This window comes from Arthrobacter sp. CC3 (genome assembly GCF_039907775.1).
GTDB lineage: Bacteria > Actinomycetota > Actinomycetes > Actinomycetales > Micrococcaceae > Arthrobacter.
The window spans coordinates 18,471-36,144 of record NZ_JARCCY010000017.1 but is presented as its reverse complement, the minus strand read 5'-3'; the positions used below and the strand labels follow the sequence as shown (position 1 = coordinate 36,144).

The following is a 17,674-nucleotide window of genomic DNA, read 5'->3' as shown; positions in this document are numbered from 1 at the left end:
CTGAAGCGATTGCGAGTCTGCGCTGTATACGTTGACGTAGGTGCGGGCGGGGTCGATTCCTGCCGGCACGGTGACCTTGCCGCTGATGGAAGCCCCCTTCACCAGCGTGGCATCGATTCCGGTGAGGTCCTGACCGGCCGTGAGGGTCAGCGCGTTGGCGGCATCAAGCGACTCGGCATTGTTGTACCACTGCGGCAGGGCACCGCTGTTGAAGCCGCTGAACTCCACTTTGTAGGCTCCGGCGGGCAGGCCGGCCGCACGGTAGGTGCCGTCGGCAGCCAGTTGCACGAAGGAGGTGGACATGCCGCTCTGCGGTTCAGTGGGCACCACGTTGACGAACACCGAGCGAAGATTGATGCCGGCCGGCGCGGAAACTTTGCCGCTGATGGTTGCACCCTTGACCAGGGTGGTGTTGATGCCTGCCAGGTCCTGGCCTGCGGCGATGCTGATGGCGTTCGCGGCGCTGAAGGACGCCGCATTGTTGTACCACTGCGTGAGTGCACCGCTCTGGTACCCGTCGAACTTCAGTTTGTAGGAGCCCGCGGCCAGACCGGACAGGCGGTAGGTGCCGTCCGCGGCCACCTGGGTGCTGCCGGACTCATTGGACTGGGAATCGGCCGCATAGTAGGCCACGCGCATGTTGGTCATGTCGACCCCGGCGGGCGCGGTCACTTTTCCGCTGATGCTCGAGCCCTTGACCAGGGTGGCGTTGATACCGGTGAGGTCCTGGCCCTTTGCCAGGACCAGGGTTGCCGCTGCGGCGAACGTCCCGGAGTTGTTGTACCACTGGGTAATCGCTCCGCTGTTGTAGCCGGAGAACTTGAGCTTGTAGGAACCGGCGGCCAGTCCGGCGAGCCGGTACGTGCCGTCTGCGGCTACTGATTTGTACCAGGTCGGGCCGTACTCTGTGTCGGCAGTGGTCGCCGAGACCTGCATGTTGGTCATGTCCACCCCGGCAGGCACGGTGACTTTTCCGCTGATGCTGGCGCCCTTGACCAGGGTGGCATTGATGCCGGTCAGGTTCTGGCCCACGGTCACGGTTACTGCCGTGGCGGCTTCCTGGGTCGCTGCGTTGTTGTACCACTGGGTTTCGGCCCCGCTGTTTTCCCCGGAAAATGCGAGTTTGTAGGATCCCGCCGCCAGACCCTCCATCCTGTAGGTGCCGTCTGACGCCACACTGGCCCAGCCCCACGATGAGGATTGTGGGTCCGAAGGCTGCGCGTTGACGTAAACCGAAGCCAGGTCAACCCCGGCCGGCGCGGTCACGGTGCCGCTGATGGTGGCCGTGTTGGTGTCCACGGCGAGCGCCGGGACGTTTCCGAATAGCAAAGTTGCGGCCAGAACCGCTGCAATAGTGGCGATAATTCGCCTGAAAATGTGCGTGCGCGAGCGCATTACGATGATTCCCCCAATAAATCATGCGACGAACACTGCCCCCCGCAAGTGAACCCTGTTAGTCACAGGTGATCGCACTATATAGCCACGTAATCAATTTTCCCGTCGTTTTTCCTCAAGATTGTAATAAATGCGTTTGCAGCAAAATATTTCCTTTCCACGCGGCCGGAAGAGACTTCCGGAAGCGCAATAATGAAGAGCATTGCCCATTGTTTGACTTGGAGATAAGTGAAAAATCCTGTCGGCGCACGGACGTTCACCTGGGCGCCGGCGCTTTCCATATGTGTCATGGTGGGTTCCTTGCTCGCATTTCTGCCGGGCGGCCTGTTCCGATTTGCCTGGGCCAAGGTGGTGGTGGTGCTTATGGCCTTGGGCGCAGGGCTCCTGGCCGGACGCGCCAACCAAGGCGGGAGCGGACACCTGCCGCGGTCCACCGTGGTTCTCCTGGGCGCAGGCTCGGGAATTCTGCTCCTTGCCGCGTTGCTGTCCTCCAGTCCGGCCGCGGCCCTCCTTGGCCGGTGGCCGCGGTACGAAGGGGCGTTGGTCCTCGCCGTCTACGCCGCCGCGCTGGCGCTGGGCGCGAAGCTCCTGGCCGGCCCGGGCAGCGCCTCCAGGTGGCGGGTCCTTCACCGCGCCCTGGCTGTGGCCGCACTCCCCCTTGCCGTGATCTGCATCCTCGAGTCCGCCGGCCTACGGCCCCTGGGCGGCGCAGCCGACCTGAGGCCGGGAGCCACGCTGGGAAACGCCTCCGATCAGGGCCTGGCGGGTGTGATGATCGCCGCCGCCCTGGCCCTTCCTTCGCTGCAGCCGGGGAAGTCATCCTGGCTGTTGCGGACAGGCTGTGCCGCAGGAGTCCTGATCGCCGTCCTGTCCGGCTCGCGGGCGGCCTTGCTGGGCCTGGTGGCAGTGGTCATCGTCAGCGTCCTGGGCGTCTTCTTCGCCGGGCGCTCCAGTACGCGCCCCAGTAGGCAAACCCCCATGCGAGGCCTCACCCGGAAGGGGATGGCCGCAGCGGGAGGCTCGCTCGCCGGCCTGGCGCTCCTCATCTTCCTGGTCCCCGGCGCACGGGACCGCCTGTTCTACGGCGATACGGTGACCGGCCGGTGGCTCCTGTGGCAGCAGACCCTGGAGATGGCGCAGGAGCACCCGTGGTTCGGGGTGGGTCCCAGCGCCTTCGTCGACGCGTTCCCTGGCTACCAGACACAGCAATGGGCGGTGCAGACGGGCGGCGATTTTCCGCCTGACTCTCCGCACTCCTGGCTGCTTCAGGCGCTGATCGCCGGAGGCATACCGCTGCTGCTCCTGGCCCTGCTCCTGGCCGCCTCCACCCTCAAGACGGCCATGGTCCGGATCCGTTCCGCGGAGGGAATCCACCGGGACACCCTCATCAGCGCGCTGGCCGCCGTCGTGGGTTACGGCGTCGGTCTCCTGACGGGCTTCACGTCCCCCGGCACTACGCCGCTGGCTGCCTTCATCTGCGGAGGCCTCCTCGCGTCGGCGCTCGTCGCACCAGCGCCCCAGACTGAAGCGCCCGAGCCTGAAGCGCCCCAGCCCGAGTCCTCAAAACTCCGCAGCTGGTTCAAGGCTCCAGCCGCCCGGACGGCAGCAACAGCGGCCGGTGCCCTGGCCGTCGTCGGCGGTCTGGTCCTTGCCGTACCGGCCGCTGCCGCAGAGTGGCCCATGGCGGCCGGTGTGAGTGCCGCCGGGAACGGGGACACTGGCCAGGCGCAGCGCCACTTCCAGGCGGCGCAGGCGCTGCGGCCGTGGGACAGCGACACCGCCCTGCTGGCCGCCCAGGCCTTCGCCGGGCCGGCCGCCGAGGGCGATCCCGAAGCTGCCGCCCGGGCCGTGGAGTGGGCCAGGGTGTCACTGTCCAGGACGCCGGACTCGGTCGAAGCCGGGCTGGCACTGTCCATCGGCTACCTCAACAGCGGGGAATTGCCGGCGGCCAAGCAGCAGCTGGACGAACTCATTATCCGTGCGCCCTACACATCCGGCCTGTACGTCCAGCGCGGCATCGCGTGGTTCGGGCTGGGCCGGCCGGAGCAGAGCATCGCGGATCTGCGGACGGCGGCGGGCCAGTCTCCGGAGTCACCCGTCCCATGGCAGGTGCTGGCGCGGGTGTACCAGCGCGTCGGCCAGGACGGCAATGCGGCACGGGCGCAGGAGCAGGCGGACCGGCTCGCACGCCCGGAACCGCTGTTACAGGAGTTACAGGAGTTACAGGAGTGACAGAAATAAGCTTTAGTGAATCTTGATCATTTCTTTGAACCTACTTGATAGTGCTCCCGAAGAATCGATCTATCGGAGCCGGACAGGCCTCGAAAGGTCTGCGGATAAGCCGCACAAGTTCAAGGGGAACTTCAAATGAGCAAAGTAGCTGGACGCAAGAAGCGCATCATCATCACCACCGCTGCCATGGTGGCAATCGGCGGCGGCGCGGCTTTCGCGTACTGGTCCGCAGTTGGCGTCGGCACCGGTGCGGCAACCGCCGGCAACACGGTGGCTTTCAAGGTCCTCAGCAGCCCGGCCACCGGCGACGCCCTGAGCCCCGGCGGTCCCATCCAGACCGTTGCCTTCACGGTCAAGAACGAAAACACCGGTTCGCAGAACCTGGCAAGCGTCACCGCCAAGGTGGCCAAGGCTGACGGCACGGAGTGGGCTTCCGGAACCTGCTCGGCCACCGACTTCACAGTCACCTCGCCCTCCATCACCACGGGCCAGCTTGCCGCAGGGGCTACCGCCTCGGGCACGGTGACCATCCAGATGGTCAACAAGGCCGCCAACCAGGACGATTGCCAGGGCGTGACGGTACCGCTGTACTTCGAAGCAAAGTGAAGGGGTAGCGCGCTGGCGCTCCTTCTCAACACCGTCAGGTTCACTCCCCAATGGTGAACGTGGCACCCCCACCACCCCCAAGCCGATGTCGAGAAGGTGCGTATGTCTGGCAGGCACAACACCAGCTCCCCCGGAAGCCCCCACGGCTTCCGGCGGGGGCTGGTGCTGTTTCAGCGCCTGATCCGTCGCGGCATTGCGGTCAGCGTTGCACTGGTTCTTGCGGTGCTTCTGGGCGCGCCGGCAGCGTCCGCCTCCTGGTCGGCAACCGGAAAGGGAAGCACGACGGCGGCAGCCGCCACCCTGGCGCCGCCCACCAATGTGACGGTCCCGTCGAGCAGCAACTCGAACGTGTCCGTGTCCTGGACAGGGCAGGCCGGGACGCCAGCGGCGACGGGTTACTACGTCAGCCGCATCACCGGCTCCACCTCCGTTTTGGCCTGCGGCAGCAGCCCGGCTGCGCCGATTACGGGCACCAGCTGCACGGACTCCTCCGTTCCGGAAGGGACGCACAAGTACGTGGTCACGGCAGTGCACCGCTCGTGGAGAGCCACTAGCGCAGCCAGCGGAATCGTCACCGTGTCCAGCATTAATGATCTTCGCTTCGGCGTTCAGCCGGCGGCATCCGTAGTGGCGGGCAGCGCGCTGCCGGCATTCACTGTGGAACTACGGACCGCCTTCGGATGGCCCCTCTGGAAGTCCGACGTCCCGGTGACCATTGGCCTGGCGAGCAATCCCGGCGGCGGCACACTCGCGGGAACCCTGACCGCGTACACCAACGGCTGGGGCGAGGCCACGTTCACCGGACTGGCCATCACCAAGGCCGGCGCGTACACCCTCATTGCGTCCAGCCCGGGATATGCCGGAGTGGTGAGCTCAACGTTCACCGTCACGGCGGCGGCAGCTACCCAGCTGGCGGTTTCCGGTCCGGCTTCGGGCACCGCCTCCGCCACCGCAACGGTGGGCCCCTTCACCGTGCAGCGCCAGGATGCCTACGGGAATCCCGTAACCACCGGCAGCACTGAGGTCACGTTCGCGTCGAGCTCCACGGGCACCAAAGTCTTCGCCGCAACGGCTGGCGGAGCACCCCTCACAAAGGTGACCATTCCGGCAGGGGCCGCCTCGGCGTCGTTCTTCTATGGCGACACGAAAGCGGCTGCGCCCGTCATCACCGCAGCTGCAACAGGCCTGGGTCAGGCCACGGCGCAGGTCAGCATAACGCCGGCAGCAGCCGCCAAGCTGGTCTTCGGGCAGCAGCCCACCAACACGGCGAAGGGGCAGAGGATTACGCCGGTGACGGTGCTGGTGGTGGACCAGTTCAACAACCTGCAGACCACCAGTGTCGCCCCGGTGACCATGGACAAGACGGTCAAGCAGGGAAACCTGGGCGGGACGGTTGTTCAGAGCGCGGTGGGCGGTGTGGCCACGTTCAGTGACCTGACTATCAACCCTGCCGGCGCGCATACGCTGATCGCAACGAGCCCCGGACTTGGAACCGTCACCAGTACGGAGTTCACCTCCGGCGGTTAGCCAGGACAGTGCCGCTCCTACAGAGGCAGGTGTTAGGGAGCGATACGTATGGGGCTATTGATACAAGTAGTGCCAAGTAGGGAAGACGGGTAGCCAGCACTCGTGCAGCGCCCCGGCGTCAACTTCTAGTGTGGATTCATCGCTTCCGGCCGGAGCGGGGCTGCCAACAGGCCCAGGGGGTCCCGGCTCCGGCCAGGCGATACCCAAGGGCCCGCCCTTCGGGTGTGAAGGGGCTGAGCACCCTGCCCGCCCAATGGCGGGCCCTTTACCTTGCTGCGGTTAGACGCGGAACAGCGCCGCTGCCACCACGCCCGCGGTGATCACCAGGAGAATGCCCAGCAGCACGTATCCGCGCCATTTGGGGCCGGAGCGGTGCGGGTTGATGTCTACGTAGGGCACTACTGGCGGACCTTTACGGGAACGGGCTTCGCAACGGCGCCGCGCTTGGCACGGAGCAGCAGGTATAAAGCGGTGAACGGAATGAACAGGGTTCCCATCAAGGCGCAGAGCGCCAAGGCATAGTCAGTCAGGGCCAAGGAATTACCTCCAGAATGCGTCGTTGCACTCGAGGCTGGCACGCCAAGTGAAAACTCTTCGCGTCAACGGCCGGCAACGAACGGTGGGATCCCCCATGTCGGATCGCTCATCACCCTACGCGGGCCGCGGCTGACTTGTCCAACGCAGTATAGGGGCGCCGCGAATCTTGTCAACCGGATGCCGGTTTTTGTTCTCGTGATTACGGACTCAGCGCCCCAGCGCCATCCAAACCACGACGGCGGTGGCAGCGGCCAGCGCCGCCAGCCCCACGTTGGCCAGAACGCGGAAACGCCGCCTCCGCACCTCCCGCCGCAAGTCCCGGGACGTCAGAGCATTCGTATATTTCCCCATGACGGCGATGGTACCGGCACAATGTTTCAGGAAGAACAAATCACGACGTTTAAGACACCGGAATTAGTGCAAGAATCCATTGGCGTCCCGCAGGGGCGGGAAGGAGTTCCGGGTTTCCGGGGGCATGTTCTGCTGGTCCAGCCAGGATCGGACGGGGTACGGATCATCAGCAACGATGTTCCTCGCCACGAAGCGGCGGATCGCTTCCTTGATGGCTTTAATCATGCACTTACGCTACGGGCCGGTAACTCTTCTAGACAGAGTGGTCTGTACTCGTCTTTTCGGGGCATTACCACTCGTTAAAGGGTGAAAGCGGTACTTGTTTCCCCGCGAAAGCAGCAACAGTGTTAGCGGGCATTTCGCGCATTCATTTACGGCGAAAAACCGTGGTTCTAATCGTTTGCACCGCACCTAGCGCCGCTATCCTGCGGAGGCGCATACTTTTAACGCCGTCCCAATCGATGGATGATTTCCACCCGGACGGCTCAACACCGGCAGTGCCCATCGGGTCAGCCGGCATCCTGGCGAAGGCGGGGTTTCCCGCCCCCGTGCTTCGTGTCCCGTGCCGAAAAATGAAATCTCGGGTCTCAGAGGGTTGGAAGAAAAATGAGGAATCGCACCAGAACAGGACTGATGTCCATGGTGGCCGCGGCCGTGCTGGCCGTTGGGCTCGCCCCCGCAACGGCCGTCGCGCATGACGGGTCCGGCCGCGGCGGCGACTCGGATAAGAGTGATGACTGGAAGAAGAGTTCGCAGCAGCGCAAGCTGGTCAAAACGCTGCGGGACGTCACGGACGATTACCGCTGGCTGGATAACGCCGAGAAGGACGGCTACAAGAAGATCACCGAATGCATCGAGAAGGACGGCGTCGGAGCGATGGGGTTCCACTACGCCAAGGAATCGCTGATCGATGACAAGACCCAGGCCCGCAAGCCGGAGGTCCTGGTGTACATGCCCAATGATCGCGGACGCATGAAGCTGGTGGCGGTGGAGTTCCTGTCCACGGCAAAGGAGCGGCCGGAGATCGCCGGCCTGGACTTCGATAACGGGCCGTTCCCGGGTTCCTTCGCCCTGCACGCCTGGGTGTGGAAGGACAATCCGGACGGCATGTTCGCCGCGTACAACCCTGCCCACAGCTGCCCGAAATAGCTGACTCGTAGCACAAGGCCACTCGTGGAGGGTGGCGGCACCGCGGTCCTGCCGGGGCGGCGCCACCCTTCACAACGGTTGCAGGGGCCTCAGCCCTTGGCGCTGATCAATGCTTTTTGCAGGAGGGGAACCAGCTTGGAGTTCCTGCCCCAGACGGGGTCGAAGATCTGCAGTTCCCAGCACTCGGCCAGGGATTTGGCGAGTGTCTCGTTGGTCCAGTCCGTGTACGTCTCGTGGGCGTAGGAAGGGCCTCCGGAGCTGCCCAGCCAGGTGAACTCCCTGGCCCCGTCCAGGGTCACGCAGATCTGCCCGTTGCCGGATTCGCCCGGAGGGAACACCAGCACCACCAGGTCCGTTTCCACGAGCACTGCCGAGATGACCGCTGCCGACTGTTCGGTGCACCGGCCGGTCACAAAAGCGCGCTGTCCGTGGCCGCTGGACATCTCCGCCCCGGGCTGTGAGTCGTCCGTGAGGAAGCCAAGCCGGTTGATGGCGGCCAGGGCCTCGCTCATGGGGCCGTTCTCGCCGGCGTACTGCGGCGCGGCATAACCTGGCACGTAGCTGAGGGAACCCTCAAGCCAGCGGGCGGTCAGTTCGCAAGCGCCTTCTAGCGTGGTGCAGTTGCGCCACGCGTCCTCGTCGGGGACACCTTCAAACATGCAACTATCTCCTTCAAGTTCCCCAGTAGTCACTAGCCGAATGTATCACTGCTCACACTCGTTGTGCTCTGTCACTTGCGTAACACAGCGGTGGGCAACGCGCCGGCAGGAAAACACGAGGAGCCCCGGCACGCTCGTGCCAGGGCCACGCAGGAAGCGGGTCCGCCGGAGGTGGCACGGATGTCACTCACGGGGACGCAAGGTTCCTGGCCACCTTGCCGGAGGACTCTGTGCGCAGACCCGAAGCGGCCGTGGCCGGCGCCTTGAACTTCAATATGAACGGGTCAGTTGGTGTGTGAGCGCCGGCAGCCCCTGGACTGGCATTCTGCCCTACGGCCGGTGCGACTGGGAGCACCGGCGAATCGTCGGCTGCGGCTGCGGCTGCGGCCGGGAGTGAAACCACGGAGCCGCACACCAGTGCCACAACAGCGGGAATCAGGGGCCGGGCGGACGGACGTGTGCGCAGTGCATCAAACATCGCGTAATCCTAGGGGCCGGGCGTCGTCCCCCAGGAGCCGGACCGCGGGGAAACAGAGACCTCGAAATCCGCGTCAAGCATGAGTGTAACAACGACTTTATTTATTTGGACTCCAAGGTCAGCGCCTAGGCCCTGTTGCCCGCGTGTGTTCGTAACGAGCCAGTGACCAGGTTTTGGCTGCCAGCGGGCAAGGAGAACCATAACCGCAAGCCAAGCCTGTGCCCGTGTAACCATAAATGAGTGTGCAAATGACAGTTCAAGGATTTCAACGAGCGTCACCTGTCCACGCTGACCTCCCGCACCGCCGGTCAGATCGCCGCCGGTCCCAACGAACGCTGCCGCAAAACGCCCTGGTGACGGCTCATAAGCCCGAAAGACGCGCCGACAGCTGCTCTTTTGACGCGCTTTTTCAATGGTGCCCGCTTACCGCCTCGCCCGGGGAATGACCGACCGGGCCAAATCAGATACGGCAACCACGGGGAAAATTAAGAGCGCGGCGACAATGGTTAGGATGCTGAGGCCCAGGTCGGCCAAACGCTCTCGATTCGTCATGGTCCGAGAGTATGGACAAGCCCTAGGCGCGCACACGAGTAGTCGCTACCTGTTTCTTACCCCGAGAATGCAGCGGCCCGAAAACCGGTTGTGTCCCCTGACTGAGACCAGCCGCCGAGGTTTGGAGTGAGAGCGGGGGAAATAATCCAAATTATCGACCGCCCGGGCCCTAAACTCTATCTGCACGGGACGAGCCGTTGTACTGCCTAAGCTCGGCCCTGGCCGAGCCAAAGCTGGAACGTCGAGTCGCGGTTAAATTCTAGTGGTGCGCCCGGGTCTCCTGCAGGCGCTTGATGAACCAGCGGGACTGCTCCGGCCCGTACGGCAACACGGGGATCGCTTTGGTGGCATCGCTGGGGGTGTCGCGGATGGACTGGATGGCCTGACGGACGGCCGTGGACATGGTATTGGCCATGGTCTTCACGAACTGGTCGCTGCAGGGTTCCCCGTGGCCGGGGATGAGGAACTCGTAGCGGTGGCGCAGGGCTGAGAGGTGCCGCAGCGCGTCGGCCCATTCCTCCGGGAAGGCGTCCTCGAAGGACGGGTGTGAACCCTGTTCCACCAAGTCACCGGCGTACAGGGTGGTGGACGTTCCCACCAGCAGGTCACCGTCGGTGTGCCCACGGCCCAGGTAGAACAGCGTGACGGTCTGGCCGCCCAGGTCCACCAGGACAGGCTGGTCCTTCACGAGCGCAGTGGGAACCACCAGCTCGGCGTCGGCGCCTTCGCCCGCCGCCATTTCGGGTTCCAGGGGGGCGACCATGCGGCGCTGCTGGTCCCCGTTGTCCTCAATCTCGCGTACACAGTTTTCGTGGGCATAGAACTCGGTGACACCGTCGTCCGCGAAAATGGCATTGCCGAAGAAGTGGTCATAGTGGGCGTGGGTATTCACCACCACCAGCGGCAGCGCGGTCTTTTCGCGCACGGCGGCTAGGATCTCCCGGCCCTGCCGGGGTCCCCCGCCGGTGTCGATCACCATGGCGCGTTCGGCGCCGACGATGAGTCCGGTATTGAGCTTCGAGCCTTCGGTGGTCAGCACAAAGTTGCCTTGGCCGACCTCCATCCATCGCGACATTCTGTTCTCCGTATTCATGCGTTCCGGCGATCTTAGGCCTCGATTCTACCCACGCCATGCTGGTGGAAGCCTGAACAACTGCCCGCGGCGAATGCATAAACCGGACCAAAACGGACGGCAGCCTTGTCGGGTCGCAGGCTTTAGCGGAGCTCTGCGCCGCGATGGAGGCTGGCCGGGCTTATAGCGGAGAACAGTGCGCGGCGGAAACCTACCGGCCGGATCGGAACCGCCACAAGAGGGCGGCCGCACCGAGGGCTGCCACCATCGGGACAAACATGATCGACAGTCCCATGAGATAGCTGGTGATTGTCATTCAGCACCTTTCGTCCGAACTGTGCACTGAGCCTATGCACCCAAACTCAGGTGTGGCCGAAGTTCCCCCGGGCGTTTCGCTCAAGATTCCGGGCACGCCACGTCACGGGGTAAGGCTCCGGCTGTCCGCTCCGATGCCAGCGAGCAGATGCTTGAGCGTCCGCTCGTAGTGCTCCTCGTTTCCGCAGCAGCTCATCGGACCTGCCACGGCCGCAGTGAGGGAAAAGTCCGGCGGCAGCTGCACGCCTCCCCCATTAATTGCCGATCCGGCTGCCTCGCGGGCCAGGACGAAACGGGACCGGCCATAGTTCAGCGCCACAATGCCGCTGAAGGCAGCAATGGCGAGGCCTCCTTTGATGCCCGCGCGCTGCAGGATGCCCAGCGCGGCTTCACCGATGGGCAGCGCCTTGGGCCGGGATACAGGTATCCGATCAGCGGGGTGACGGTCCACGGAGGGTCCCTGAGCAGCCGACGGCGAATCCGGACGAACGCGGCCAGGTCCTCCGGCCAGCTTGAGATTTCCGGCGGCGGGGCGAACCGGCCCACAACCCGGTTCAGCAACGCGTCCACCAGTTCGTCCTTCGTGGCGAAATAGCACGGTAGAGGGACATCGGCGCCGCTTCCATCGCCACCGACCTGGGCGTGGTGGTCGGTGGCATATGGGCTACCTCTTTACCGGGGCGTGGAGGATCCTGGTTGTGTGCGCCATCGTCTAGGTCAACGTTATGCCGGCGTGGCTGGGAATCGTGGGCATTGCGGTCGGTGTAGTGCTGGCCCTCTGCTCGCTGGAGTTGGTGGGCCCCTTCGAGCGCAACGGCTGGAAAGTGGCTGCGGCACTGACTCCATTTGCATAAATCGCCTGGTCACTATGGATGGTTGCGGCTGGGGGCAATTTTTTGCCGTGATCTGGCGGAACTCTTTTGTTTCACAGCGGTAACCCGCGGGAAACCGCGCGTGCTTATGATCTCGGTATGGCTACCAAGCAACACAAGACTCACTGTGATTCGTGCGGCGTTACGACGAACCATGTTACTTCGTACGAAACCTCTGACGGCGAAGGCACATCGGTTATCAGCATCAGCTGCGAAGACCACTCGGATTTCATCTCCTAACAACGCTTCTGCGCCCTGCGTCACCCAAAGCTCCCGCGCCCAGTCGAGTGATCTCCGTCCTTTATATCGACCATTTGCTCCGGCTATCACAAAAGTTCCGGGAGTGAGGGGATCCAAGACCCTCATCATTGGGTGGCTTGGCGACCGCGACGCAATAATTCCAGCAGCGTCGGCTACGGTTTGAGCGGCGGCAGTTACCTAACCCGACCCGGAAACAATCAGTCCCGTTACCTTCGCACTCAGATGTAGCCAATGTGACAAAACGCGTACAGTGAGAATGAAGTTAGGTAGTCCCAGCGAATTAATCGCGTAGTTCGTACGGTAGTTTCGCCTAAATGAAGCAAATAGCGTTGGGCCATGTCCATTTACCAGCCCGAGCCAAAAATGCTCAAACTGCGAGCAGCCGATTTTCCCGGTGTTCAGGGCGCTGCCGGGATCGTTTCGAGGGATCTCCCCTCGACAGTACGGCGCCAAGCACGATTGAATTCATCTCTATCACCCTCGCCCAATCGGGTGAAGCCATGACTGAAGAAATCGGGAAGAAAGTCCCGCCCTCCGGAGGAAACGATAGAGGCATAAGGCGCCGGGGTCTACTTAGGTTGGGCACAGCCGTAACCGGAACTTCCGTACTTGCGGCTCTTTTTCCAAGCCGCGCCCAAGCGGAACAAGCGCCGGTATCCGGCCAGTTACCGTCAGCCTCGTTTTCAGACACATATACGACTGCAGCGCTTGCAACGCTGAACAAGACCGGGGCACTGGCTGTGGCAGCCGGGACAACGAAGTATCCGCTGCCGGTGGGGACTAAAATCGTCGACGCCATTGCGACACTTGGTACTGCGCCGGTATCGCGTCCTGTGAAGATCACACTTCGGCTCGACGGTAAACCCATCTTCGGCACGCAACCGACAATTCAGGCCGGAGCCACTGCATCCCCACGCGTCGCGGCAGACCTAATCACCACCGTTCCGTTAGGCGGCGGCATGTTGACCTGCGACGTGGATCAGGTCGGCGCGACGGGAAGCATAACTTATGTGGCTAATTCGATTGTCTCAACATTGGTTGGTACGACCGTTTCTGTCACCAAGCCGACAGGAACGCAACCGGGCGATATTCTTCTAGTCGGTTTCCACATCGACACCTTGGGATCCACCGTCACCCCACCTTTGGGCTGGACGCAGGTCGGTTTTACACAGACGCTTTTTAGCGGACAATCACTCTCTGTATTCTGGCACCGCGTCGACGTAGAACCTGGCCCTTACAGTTTCACTGCGTCGGCTTCGTCGAACACCAAAGCTGCATGCGTCGCCTACCGCGGGTGCGCCGTCTCAGGCGACCCTGTGGCTGGTAGCGCGACATCGCAGAACACCACCTTCACCGCCAGCATCAATAGTCCGTCCTTGACAGCTCCCTTGGATTCGATGGTGGTCCACTTCAATGGCATTCCGCAGCATCCTGCGACGGTAACCCCGGACACCAGGGATACGTCTCGAGTGGGCAGTGCGCTGGGCAACTATGTGGTAGTCAGTGACGAAGGTTGCAGCACCGCCGGCGCTACCGGAACACGAACCCACACAGCGAGCGCTTCCGCTAACTCAAACAATCTCTCTCTTGTCTTGTTGCCCGCACCGATTGACGGAACAGGCAAGGACATGGTCGTTGCCGTGCGCTACCAGGTGAAGGGGTAGAAGTGGCTGGCAAGTATTTCAGTGCATCCCAATCTCCGTGGAACCAGTTGCTTCCGGACGACACTCCAGCGAGATCGGACAGCGAAATGTATACAGCTGAGCTGCAACGTTACCTAGATAGCTCGCGCGTTACCTGGTGGATTAATCGGGGCTCCTATTCATGCCCGATTTATGAGGTTCCGCACACAACCCCGCGTATTCCCGTCGCTCTGATGAATGACGACGGTGTCTCAACGACGGTTCCCGTCCAGAATGGAGGTGGGCGGCCTCACCTGGCTTGGATTTTTTCAAAAGGAGTCCCCGTGCCGTCCGGCGCTACCGCGGCAAGCGGCACTGACATGCACATGGCTGTGGTCGACTCTCTGACAGGTGAGATGTGGGAGTTCTGGAAAATGCAACAAGACGTTAGCGGCAGCTGGTCAGCGCGATGGGGCGGCTACATGGCAGATCACAAGTCCAACCCTGGGATATTCCTCAATGAAACAAACCCTCTCTCATACTCAGGCTGGGGCTCATCCGCGACAAGTCTCCCGGTCATTGCTGGGATGATGCTCGATAGTGAACTGCGCTCCGGCGTCATCCCACATGCGCTTCAGTTGATCGTCCCGGTTATCAGCTCCGAGTGGTGGTGGCCGGCCCAACGTCGCGACTCCACACTTCCTGAGACAGGACAGGTACGAGAGGGGATGCGGCTGCGCTTCCCCTCGACTTTCGACCCGAACTCCCTTACAGCTAGCAATTCTGGGGGCTCCGCGCAGGCAACAAGAACCCTTCGGATGATCGCAACGGCAATCCGTGATTACGGTCTTATCGTTGTCGACCGCGGCGAAGCCCTGGGTTTTCGGGCCGAGCCCAAGACCGACATGTACGACTTCGGCGACAAGTACACGAGCAACTTACTAAGGCCATTGCCTCTGCATCAGCTGCAGGTCGTTCAGCCATGGTGGGTACCGTGTGTCAGCGCTGGGGGCGACGGTCTCCGCTGTGGTTGACGCAGTGCCCCACGCGAGCCCCGCTCTCGAATGAGGAAGACAACAAAAAATCTAGACGCACGGCGCACACCGGAAACTGGATAGACGTAACGTTCAAGTCCAGCCGCCGCCATTCGGGCTCTATTCGGAGGTCGATTCGACACGGGCCGACCAAGGCCGAAGCTGTAAAGATTCACCTGTTGTGGTGGTCAAGAGAAGCCAAAAGCAACTATTGACGGACGCAACCAAATGGTAGAAATACGCAGTGCCTTCGGACGCGGCCCTTCTGCCAGACCGACAGCACTCTGACAGCACGGTTCATTCCACGTTCGAACTTAAGTTCAGGTAAAAAACACCGGGGTGCTCTCGTGTGGTCCCTTCGGCTCAACCAATTAGCCACCTTCGAAGTCGTGTTCTTGCAAGGCCCAGCGCCACCATCCAAGGAACAATTATGGCAACCGGCAAATCGATCCATCCACCAGTCGGCGGGGTGTCGAGCACGAACAAGAAGAAGGCGTGCGAAAGTACTACAACGAACCCGACTAGAGCCAATGCTGTGAGGGCTTTCTGCCAGGCAGCTGAAAGCATCGGCACTGTCCCTCTGGCGACTAGAATCAGACCGAAACTTATCGCAACGGCGTTCACGACGCTGGCGATTGGCGTACCGAAGTCCCCTCCTTTCATATCGACGGGCGCTACGACACCTGTAATGGCCAGCACCGTGCCGAGGAGTGTCAGGAGCAGGCCCACAGCCAAGGGTTTGGTGATGTACGGGATAAGCCGTCGGAGTTCCGTACCGGCTAAGAGGAAGGTTAGACATGGGAAAGCCAACGCGAGGGATAGGGGCGACTTCGCCATCGCTGGGCCAAAAGCGTGCGCACCAAGGATGCCAGCCGCCGCGACTGCCCAGGGGACCCAGACCGGAGTCGTCTCGAGCGCTCGATAGATAACGGCGACAAAAAACAGAACTGTAACAAACCAAAAAGCCGAAAATGGGCGAACAGCGAATGATCCGCCGTACAAGGCATTCCGGATTTGCTCTGAGGGGAATGGCTTTCCATCTACCAAGAGGGAACCACAATATGCAACTGCGATAATAATAAGCCAGAGGGCGTAAGGAACAATAAGAGTCCTTGCCCGCCTACTCATCTCGCCCCGCACAGTCCGCCCAGGCTTCCAAAGATAGCCAGTAAGCAGAAAAAACACGGGTACGTGCCAAGCGTAGAGAAAATCCGAGAACGGGCCGACCGTCCAAATGTGGCCAGCAACGATTGCAACGATACCCACCACGCGGACCGCGTCAATGTCAGCGGATCGATTGCCAAACTGAACGGGCGCAGCCAGGCCCTTCGATATTCCCCATGTCATGAGCAGAGTATCTCAGAAAACTTCAGTGCGATGTCCGCATTGCTGCTAGAACCCGTCCTAGGCGAAAGGGCTTGCATTACCGCCTTCCCGCTCGTGGTGACCTGCGTGGGGCCGTCGCTTCGACTAAATGTCCGCGAGCGCCGACCCCGGGTTCTCAATCGCATCAGCTACATACCGAAGGAAACCGCCGGCCGTTCCGCCGTCGCAGACACGGTGGTCGAACGTCAGTGTCAGTTCAGTAACCTTACGAACCGCTAGCTCTCCGTTGACTACCCAAGGCTTGTCGATGATCCGTCCCACGCCCAGAATTCCCACCTCAGGGTGGTTGATGATCGCGGCGGAGCCGTCCACTCCGAAGACTCCGTAGTTGTTCAGCGTGAAGGTGCCGCTGCCCAGCTCCGACGGCGTCGCCTTGCCCTCGCGGGCGACCGCTGTGAGCCGGCGAATTTCGGCATCCAGTTCACGGGCGCTCATCTTGTCCGCGTTGCGCACCGACGGCACCATCAGTCCGCGGTCCGTCTGTGCTGCGAAGCCCAGATTGACTCCATCGAACGCGACGATCTCCTGGCTCTCCCCGCCGGCAGCGTCCTCGGCGGTGACAAACCGGCTATTCAGCTCCGGATACTTCTTCAGTCCAGCGGTGACGAACCGTGCGATGAAGGCCAGCAGGCCTGGGGTGTTGTGCGGATCCGCCTTCTTCAAGGCGGCACGCATCTCCACGAGTGCGGTGGCATCCACGTCAACCCACACTGTCGCTTCTGGAATCTCTGAACGGCTGCGGGTCATATTCGCGGCCACAGCCTTGCGAATTCCCCGAACCGACGTGCGGGCTGTGATGCCCAGTCCCGTGCGGGAGTCGCTTTCCGTGCCGGTTCCGGCACGCTCGACCAGGGAGCGCGGCTCACTGGCCGGGCGACGGGTTTCGAAAGGTACCAGCATCGGACGAAGCTCATCCGCCCGCAGCGGCTCCACAGCCGGGGCGGGAGCGATTGCGGCTTCGACATCCTTGCGCATGATCAGGCCACTTGCTCCTGACCCTTGCAGTCCTCCCAAGTCAACTCCGTGTTCACGGGCCATCCGGCGGACGAGCGGCGAAATCACCGCCCCGAGCTTGCCTGGCACACGGGTGCGCAGGAGCAGAAGATCGTCGGCGGCCTTCTCCGCTTCCGGGATTTCGACAAGCTCATTCCTCGGGCGGTCGGCCGCAATCACTGATGGCCCGGCCGCCGAGGACTTACGTGCCCGCGTTCGTCGGGCGACGCCGTGTCCGCCTGGTGTTCCATAGCCGATGAGGACGTTGCCGGAGCCGGCCTTTTCCTCATCACGGTAAGTCTCTGCCGCGACAGAAGCGGCGGGCTCGACCGCCGGCGTTTCTACGGGCTCGCTGACCGGAGACTTAGTCTCAGCGACCGGGGACCCAATGGGTGTGACCGAGATCAGCGGCTTCCCGACGTCAAGAGTCTGTCCCGGTTCCCCGTGGAGCACGGCGACAGTGCCGGCGTACGGTGACGGGACCTCGACCATGGACTTCGCGGTCTCAACCTCTGCGATGGGCTGATCCACTCGGATTTCGTCGCCCACGGCCACGAGCCAGTTCACGAGTTCGGCTTCCGTGAGGCCTTCGCCCAGGTCCGGCAGCAGGAATACTTTCGTTTCGCTCATCAG

At 62.5% G+C, this 17,674-nt stretch carries 16 protein-coding genes and 1 pseudogene; 6 read left to right on the top strand and 11 right to left on the bottom strand.

Translation table 11 applies throughout. The annotated features are described in order from the left end of the window. Positions 1-1,008: 1,008 nt before the first annotated feature. Positions 1,009-1,395 (bottom strand): annotated as a pseudogene (locus PV761_RS12030) (carboxypeptidase-like regulatory domain-containing protein); the annotation flags it as partial. Positions 1,396-1,472: 77 nt separating this feature from the next. Further along, entirely contained in the window at positions 1,473-1,685 is a 213-nt protein-coding gene (locus PV761_RS12025) for a hypothetical protein (RefSeq protein ID WP_347896990.1), read from the bottom strand. A 1-nt stretch (position 1,686) separates the two neighbouring features. Between PV761_RS12025 and PV761_RS12020 the strand changes: the two genes are divergently transcribed. The 3 genes from PV761_RS12020 to PV761_RS12010 all read left to right on the top strand — a co-directional run bounded on the left by PV761_RS12020 (position 1,687) and on the right by PV761_RS12010 (position 5,760). After that, a complete protein-coding gene (locus tag PV761_RS12020; protein WP_347897073.1) occupies positions 1,687-3,627 on the top strand; it encodes an O-antigen ligase family protein in 1,941 nt (646 codons plus the stop codon). A 135-nt stretch (positions 3,628-3,762) separates the two neighbouring features. Continuing rightward, positions 3,763-4,233 carry a hypothetical protein gene (locus PV761_RS12015; protein WP_347896988.1) on the top strand — a complete coding sequence of 157 codons (471 nt, stop codon included), beginning with the start codon at positions 3,763-3,765 and terminating at the stop codon, positions 4,231-4,233. Between the two features lie 102 nt (positions 4,234-4,335). Beyond that, entirely contained in the window at positions 4,336-5,760 is a 1,425-nt protein-coding gene (locus tag PV761_RS12010; protein WP_347896986.1) for a hypothetical protein, read from the top strand. A gap of 398 nt (positions 5,761-6,158) precedes the next feature. On the opposite strand, the gene PV761_RS12005 is transcribed toward PV761_RS12010, so the two are convergent. The 3 genes from PV761_RS12005 to PV761_RS11995 form a co-directional block, all read right to left on the bottom strand. Then, complete coding sequence (locus PV761_RS12005) at positions 6,159-6,296, bottom strand: hypothetical protein (protein WP_347896984.1); 138 nt, start codon at positions 6,294-6,296, stop codon at positions 6,159-6,161. Positions 6,297-6,504: 208 nt separating this feature from the next. Beyond that, the gene (locus tag PV761_RS12000) at positions 6,505-6,648 is read right to left on the bottom strand and encodes a hypothetical protein (RefSeq protein WP_347896982.1); all 144 of its coding nucleotides are present in this window, start codon (positions 6,646-6,648) and stop codon (positions 6,505-6,507) included. A gap of 63 nt (positions 6,649-6,711) precedes the next feature. Beyond that, positions 6,712-6,873: a hypothetical protein gene (locus PV761_RS11995; protein ID WP_347896980.1), complete on the bottom strand. Its 162-nt coding sequence runs from the start codon at positions 6,871-6,873 to the stop codon at positions 6,712-6,714. 381 nt (positions 6,874-7,254) lie between these two features. On the opposite strand from PV761_RS11995, the gene PV761_RS11990 reads away from it, so the two are divergent. Next, positions 7,255-7,797: a hypothetical protein gene (locus tag PV761_RS11990; RefSeq protein WP_347896978.1), complete on the top strand. Its 543-nt coding sequence runs from the start codon at positions 7,255-7,257 to the stop codon at positions 7,795-7,797. Positions 7,798-7,886: 89 nt separating this feature from the next. Here the strand turns inward: PV761_RS11990 and PV761_RS11985 are convergent, their stop codons facing one another. The 4 genes from PV761_RS11985 to PV761_RS11970 form a co-directional block, all read right to left on the bottom strand. Beyond that, the gene (locus PV761_RS11985) at positions 7,887-8,456 is read right to left on the bottom strand and encodes a hypothetical protein (protein WP_028271538.1); all 570 of its coding nucleotides are present in this window, start codon (positions 8,454-8,456) and stop codon (positions 7,887-7,889) included. Between the two features lie 187 nt (positions 8,457-8,643). Beyond that, positions 8,644-8,934, bottom strand: a complete 291-nt coding sequence (locus tag PV761_RS11980) for a hypothetical protein (RefSeq protein ID WP_347896977.1) — start codon at positions 8,932-8,934, stop codon at positions 8,644-8,646. A gap of 811 nt (positions 8,935-9,745) precedes the next feature. After that, positions 9,746-10,561 carry an MBL fold metallo-hydrolase gene (locus tag PV761_RS11975; protein WP_347896976.1) on the bottom strand — a complete coding sequence of 272 codons (816 nt, stop codon included), beginning with the start codon at positions 10,559-10,561 and terminating at the stop codon, positions 9,746-9,748. A 415-nt stretch (positions 10,562-10,976) separates the two neighbouring features. After that, the gene (locus PV761_RS11970) at positions 10,977-11,324 is read right to left on the bottom strand and encodes a hypothetical protein (RefSeq protein ID WP_347896975.1); all 348 of its coding nucleotides are present in this window, start codon (positions 11,322-11,324) and stop codon (positions 10,977-10,979) included. Between the two features lie 274 nt (positions 11,325-11,598). Here PV761_RS11970 and PV761_RS11965 point away from each other — a divergent pair, with 274 nt between their 5' ends. Both PV761_RS11965 and PV761_RS11960 read left to right on the top strand, forming a co-directional pair. Continuing rightward, positions 11,599-11,727, top strand: coding sequence for a hypothetical protein (locus PV761_RS11965; protein WP_347896974.1), 129 nt, complete (start codon positions 11,599-11,601; stop codon positions 11,725-11,727). Positions 11,728-12,506: 779 nt separating this feature from the next. Beyond that, the gene (locus tag PV761_RS11960) at positions 12,507-13,670 is read left to right on the top strand and encodes a hypothetical protein (protein ID WP_347896973.1); all 1,164 of its coding nucleotides are present in this window, start codon (positions 12,507-12,509) and stop codon (positions 13,668-13,670) included. Between the two features lie 1,355 nt (positions 13,671-15,025). On the opposite strand, the gene PV761_RS11955 is transcribed toward PV761_RS11960, so the two are convergent. Beyond that, positions 15,026-16,009, bottom strand: a complete 984-nt coding sequence (locus PV761_RS11955) for an acyltransferase family protein (RefSeq protein WP_347896971.1) — start codon at positions 16,007-16,009, stop codon at positions 15,026-15,028. A 123-nt stretch (positions 16,010-16,132) separates the two neighbouring features. After that, positions 16,133-17,671 carry a dihydrolipoamide acetyltransferase family protein gene (locus PV761_RS11950; protein WP_347896969.1) on the bottom strand — a complete coding sequence of 513 codons (1,539 nt, stop codon included), beginning with the start codon at positions 17,669-17,671 and terminating at the stop codon, positions 16,133-16,135. Between the last annotated feature and the right edge of the window lie 3 nt (positions 17,672-17,674).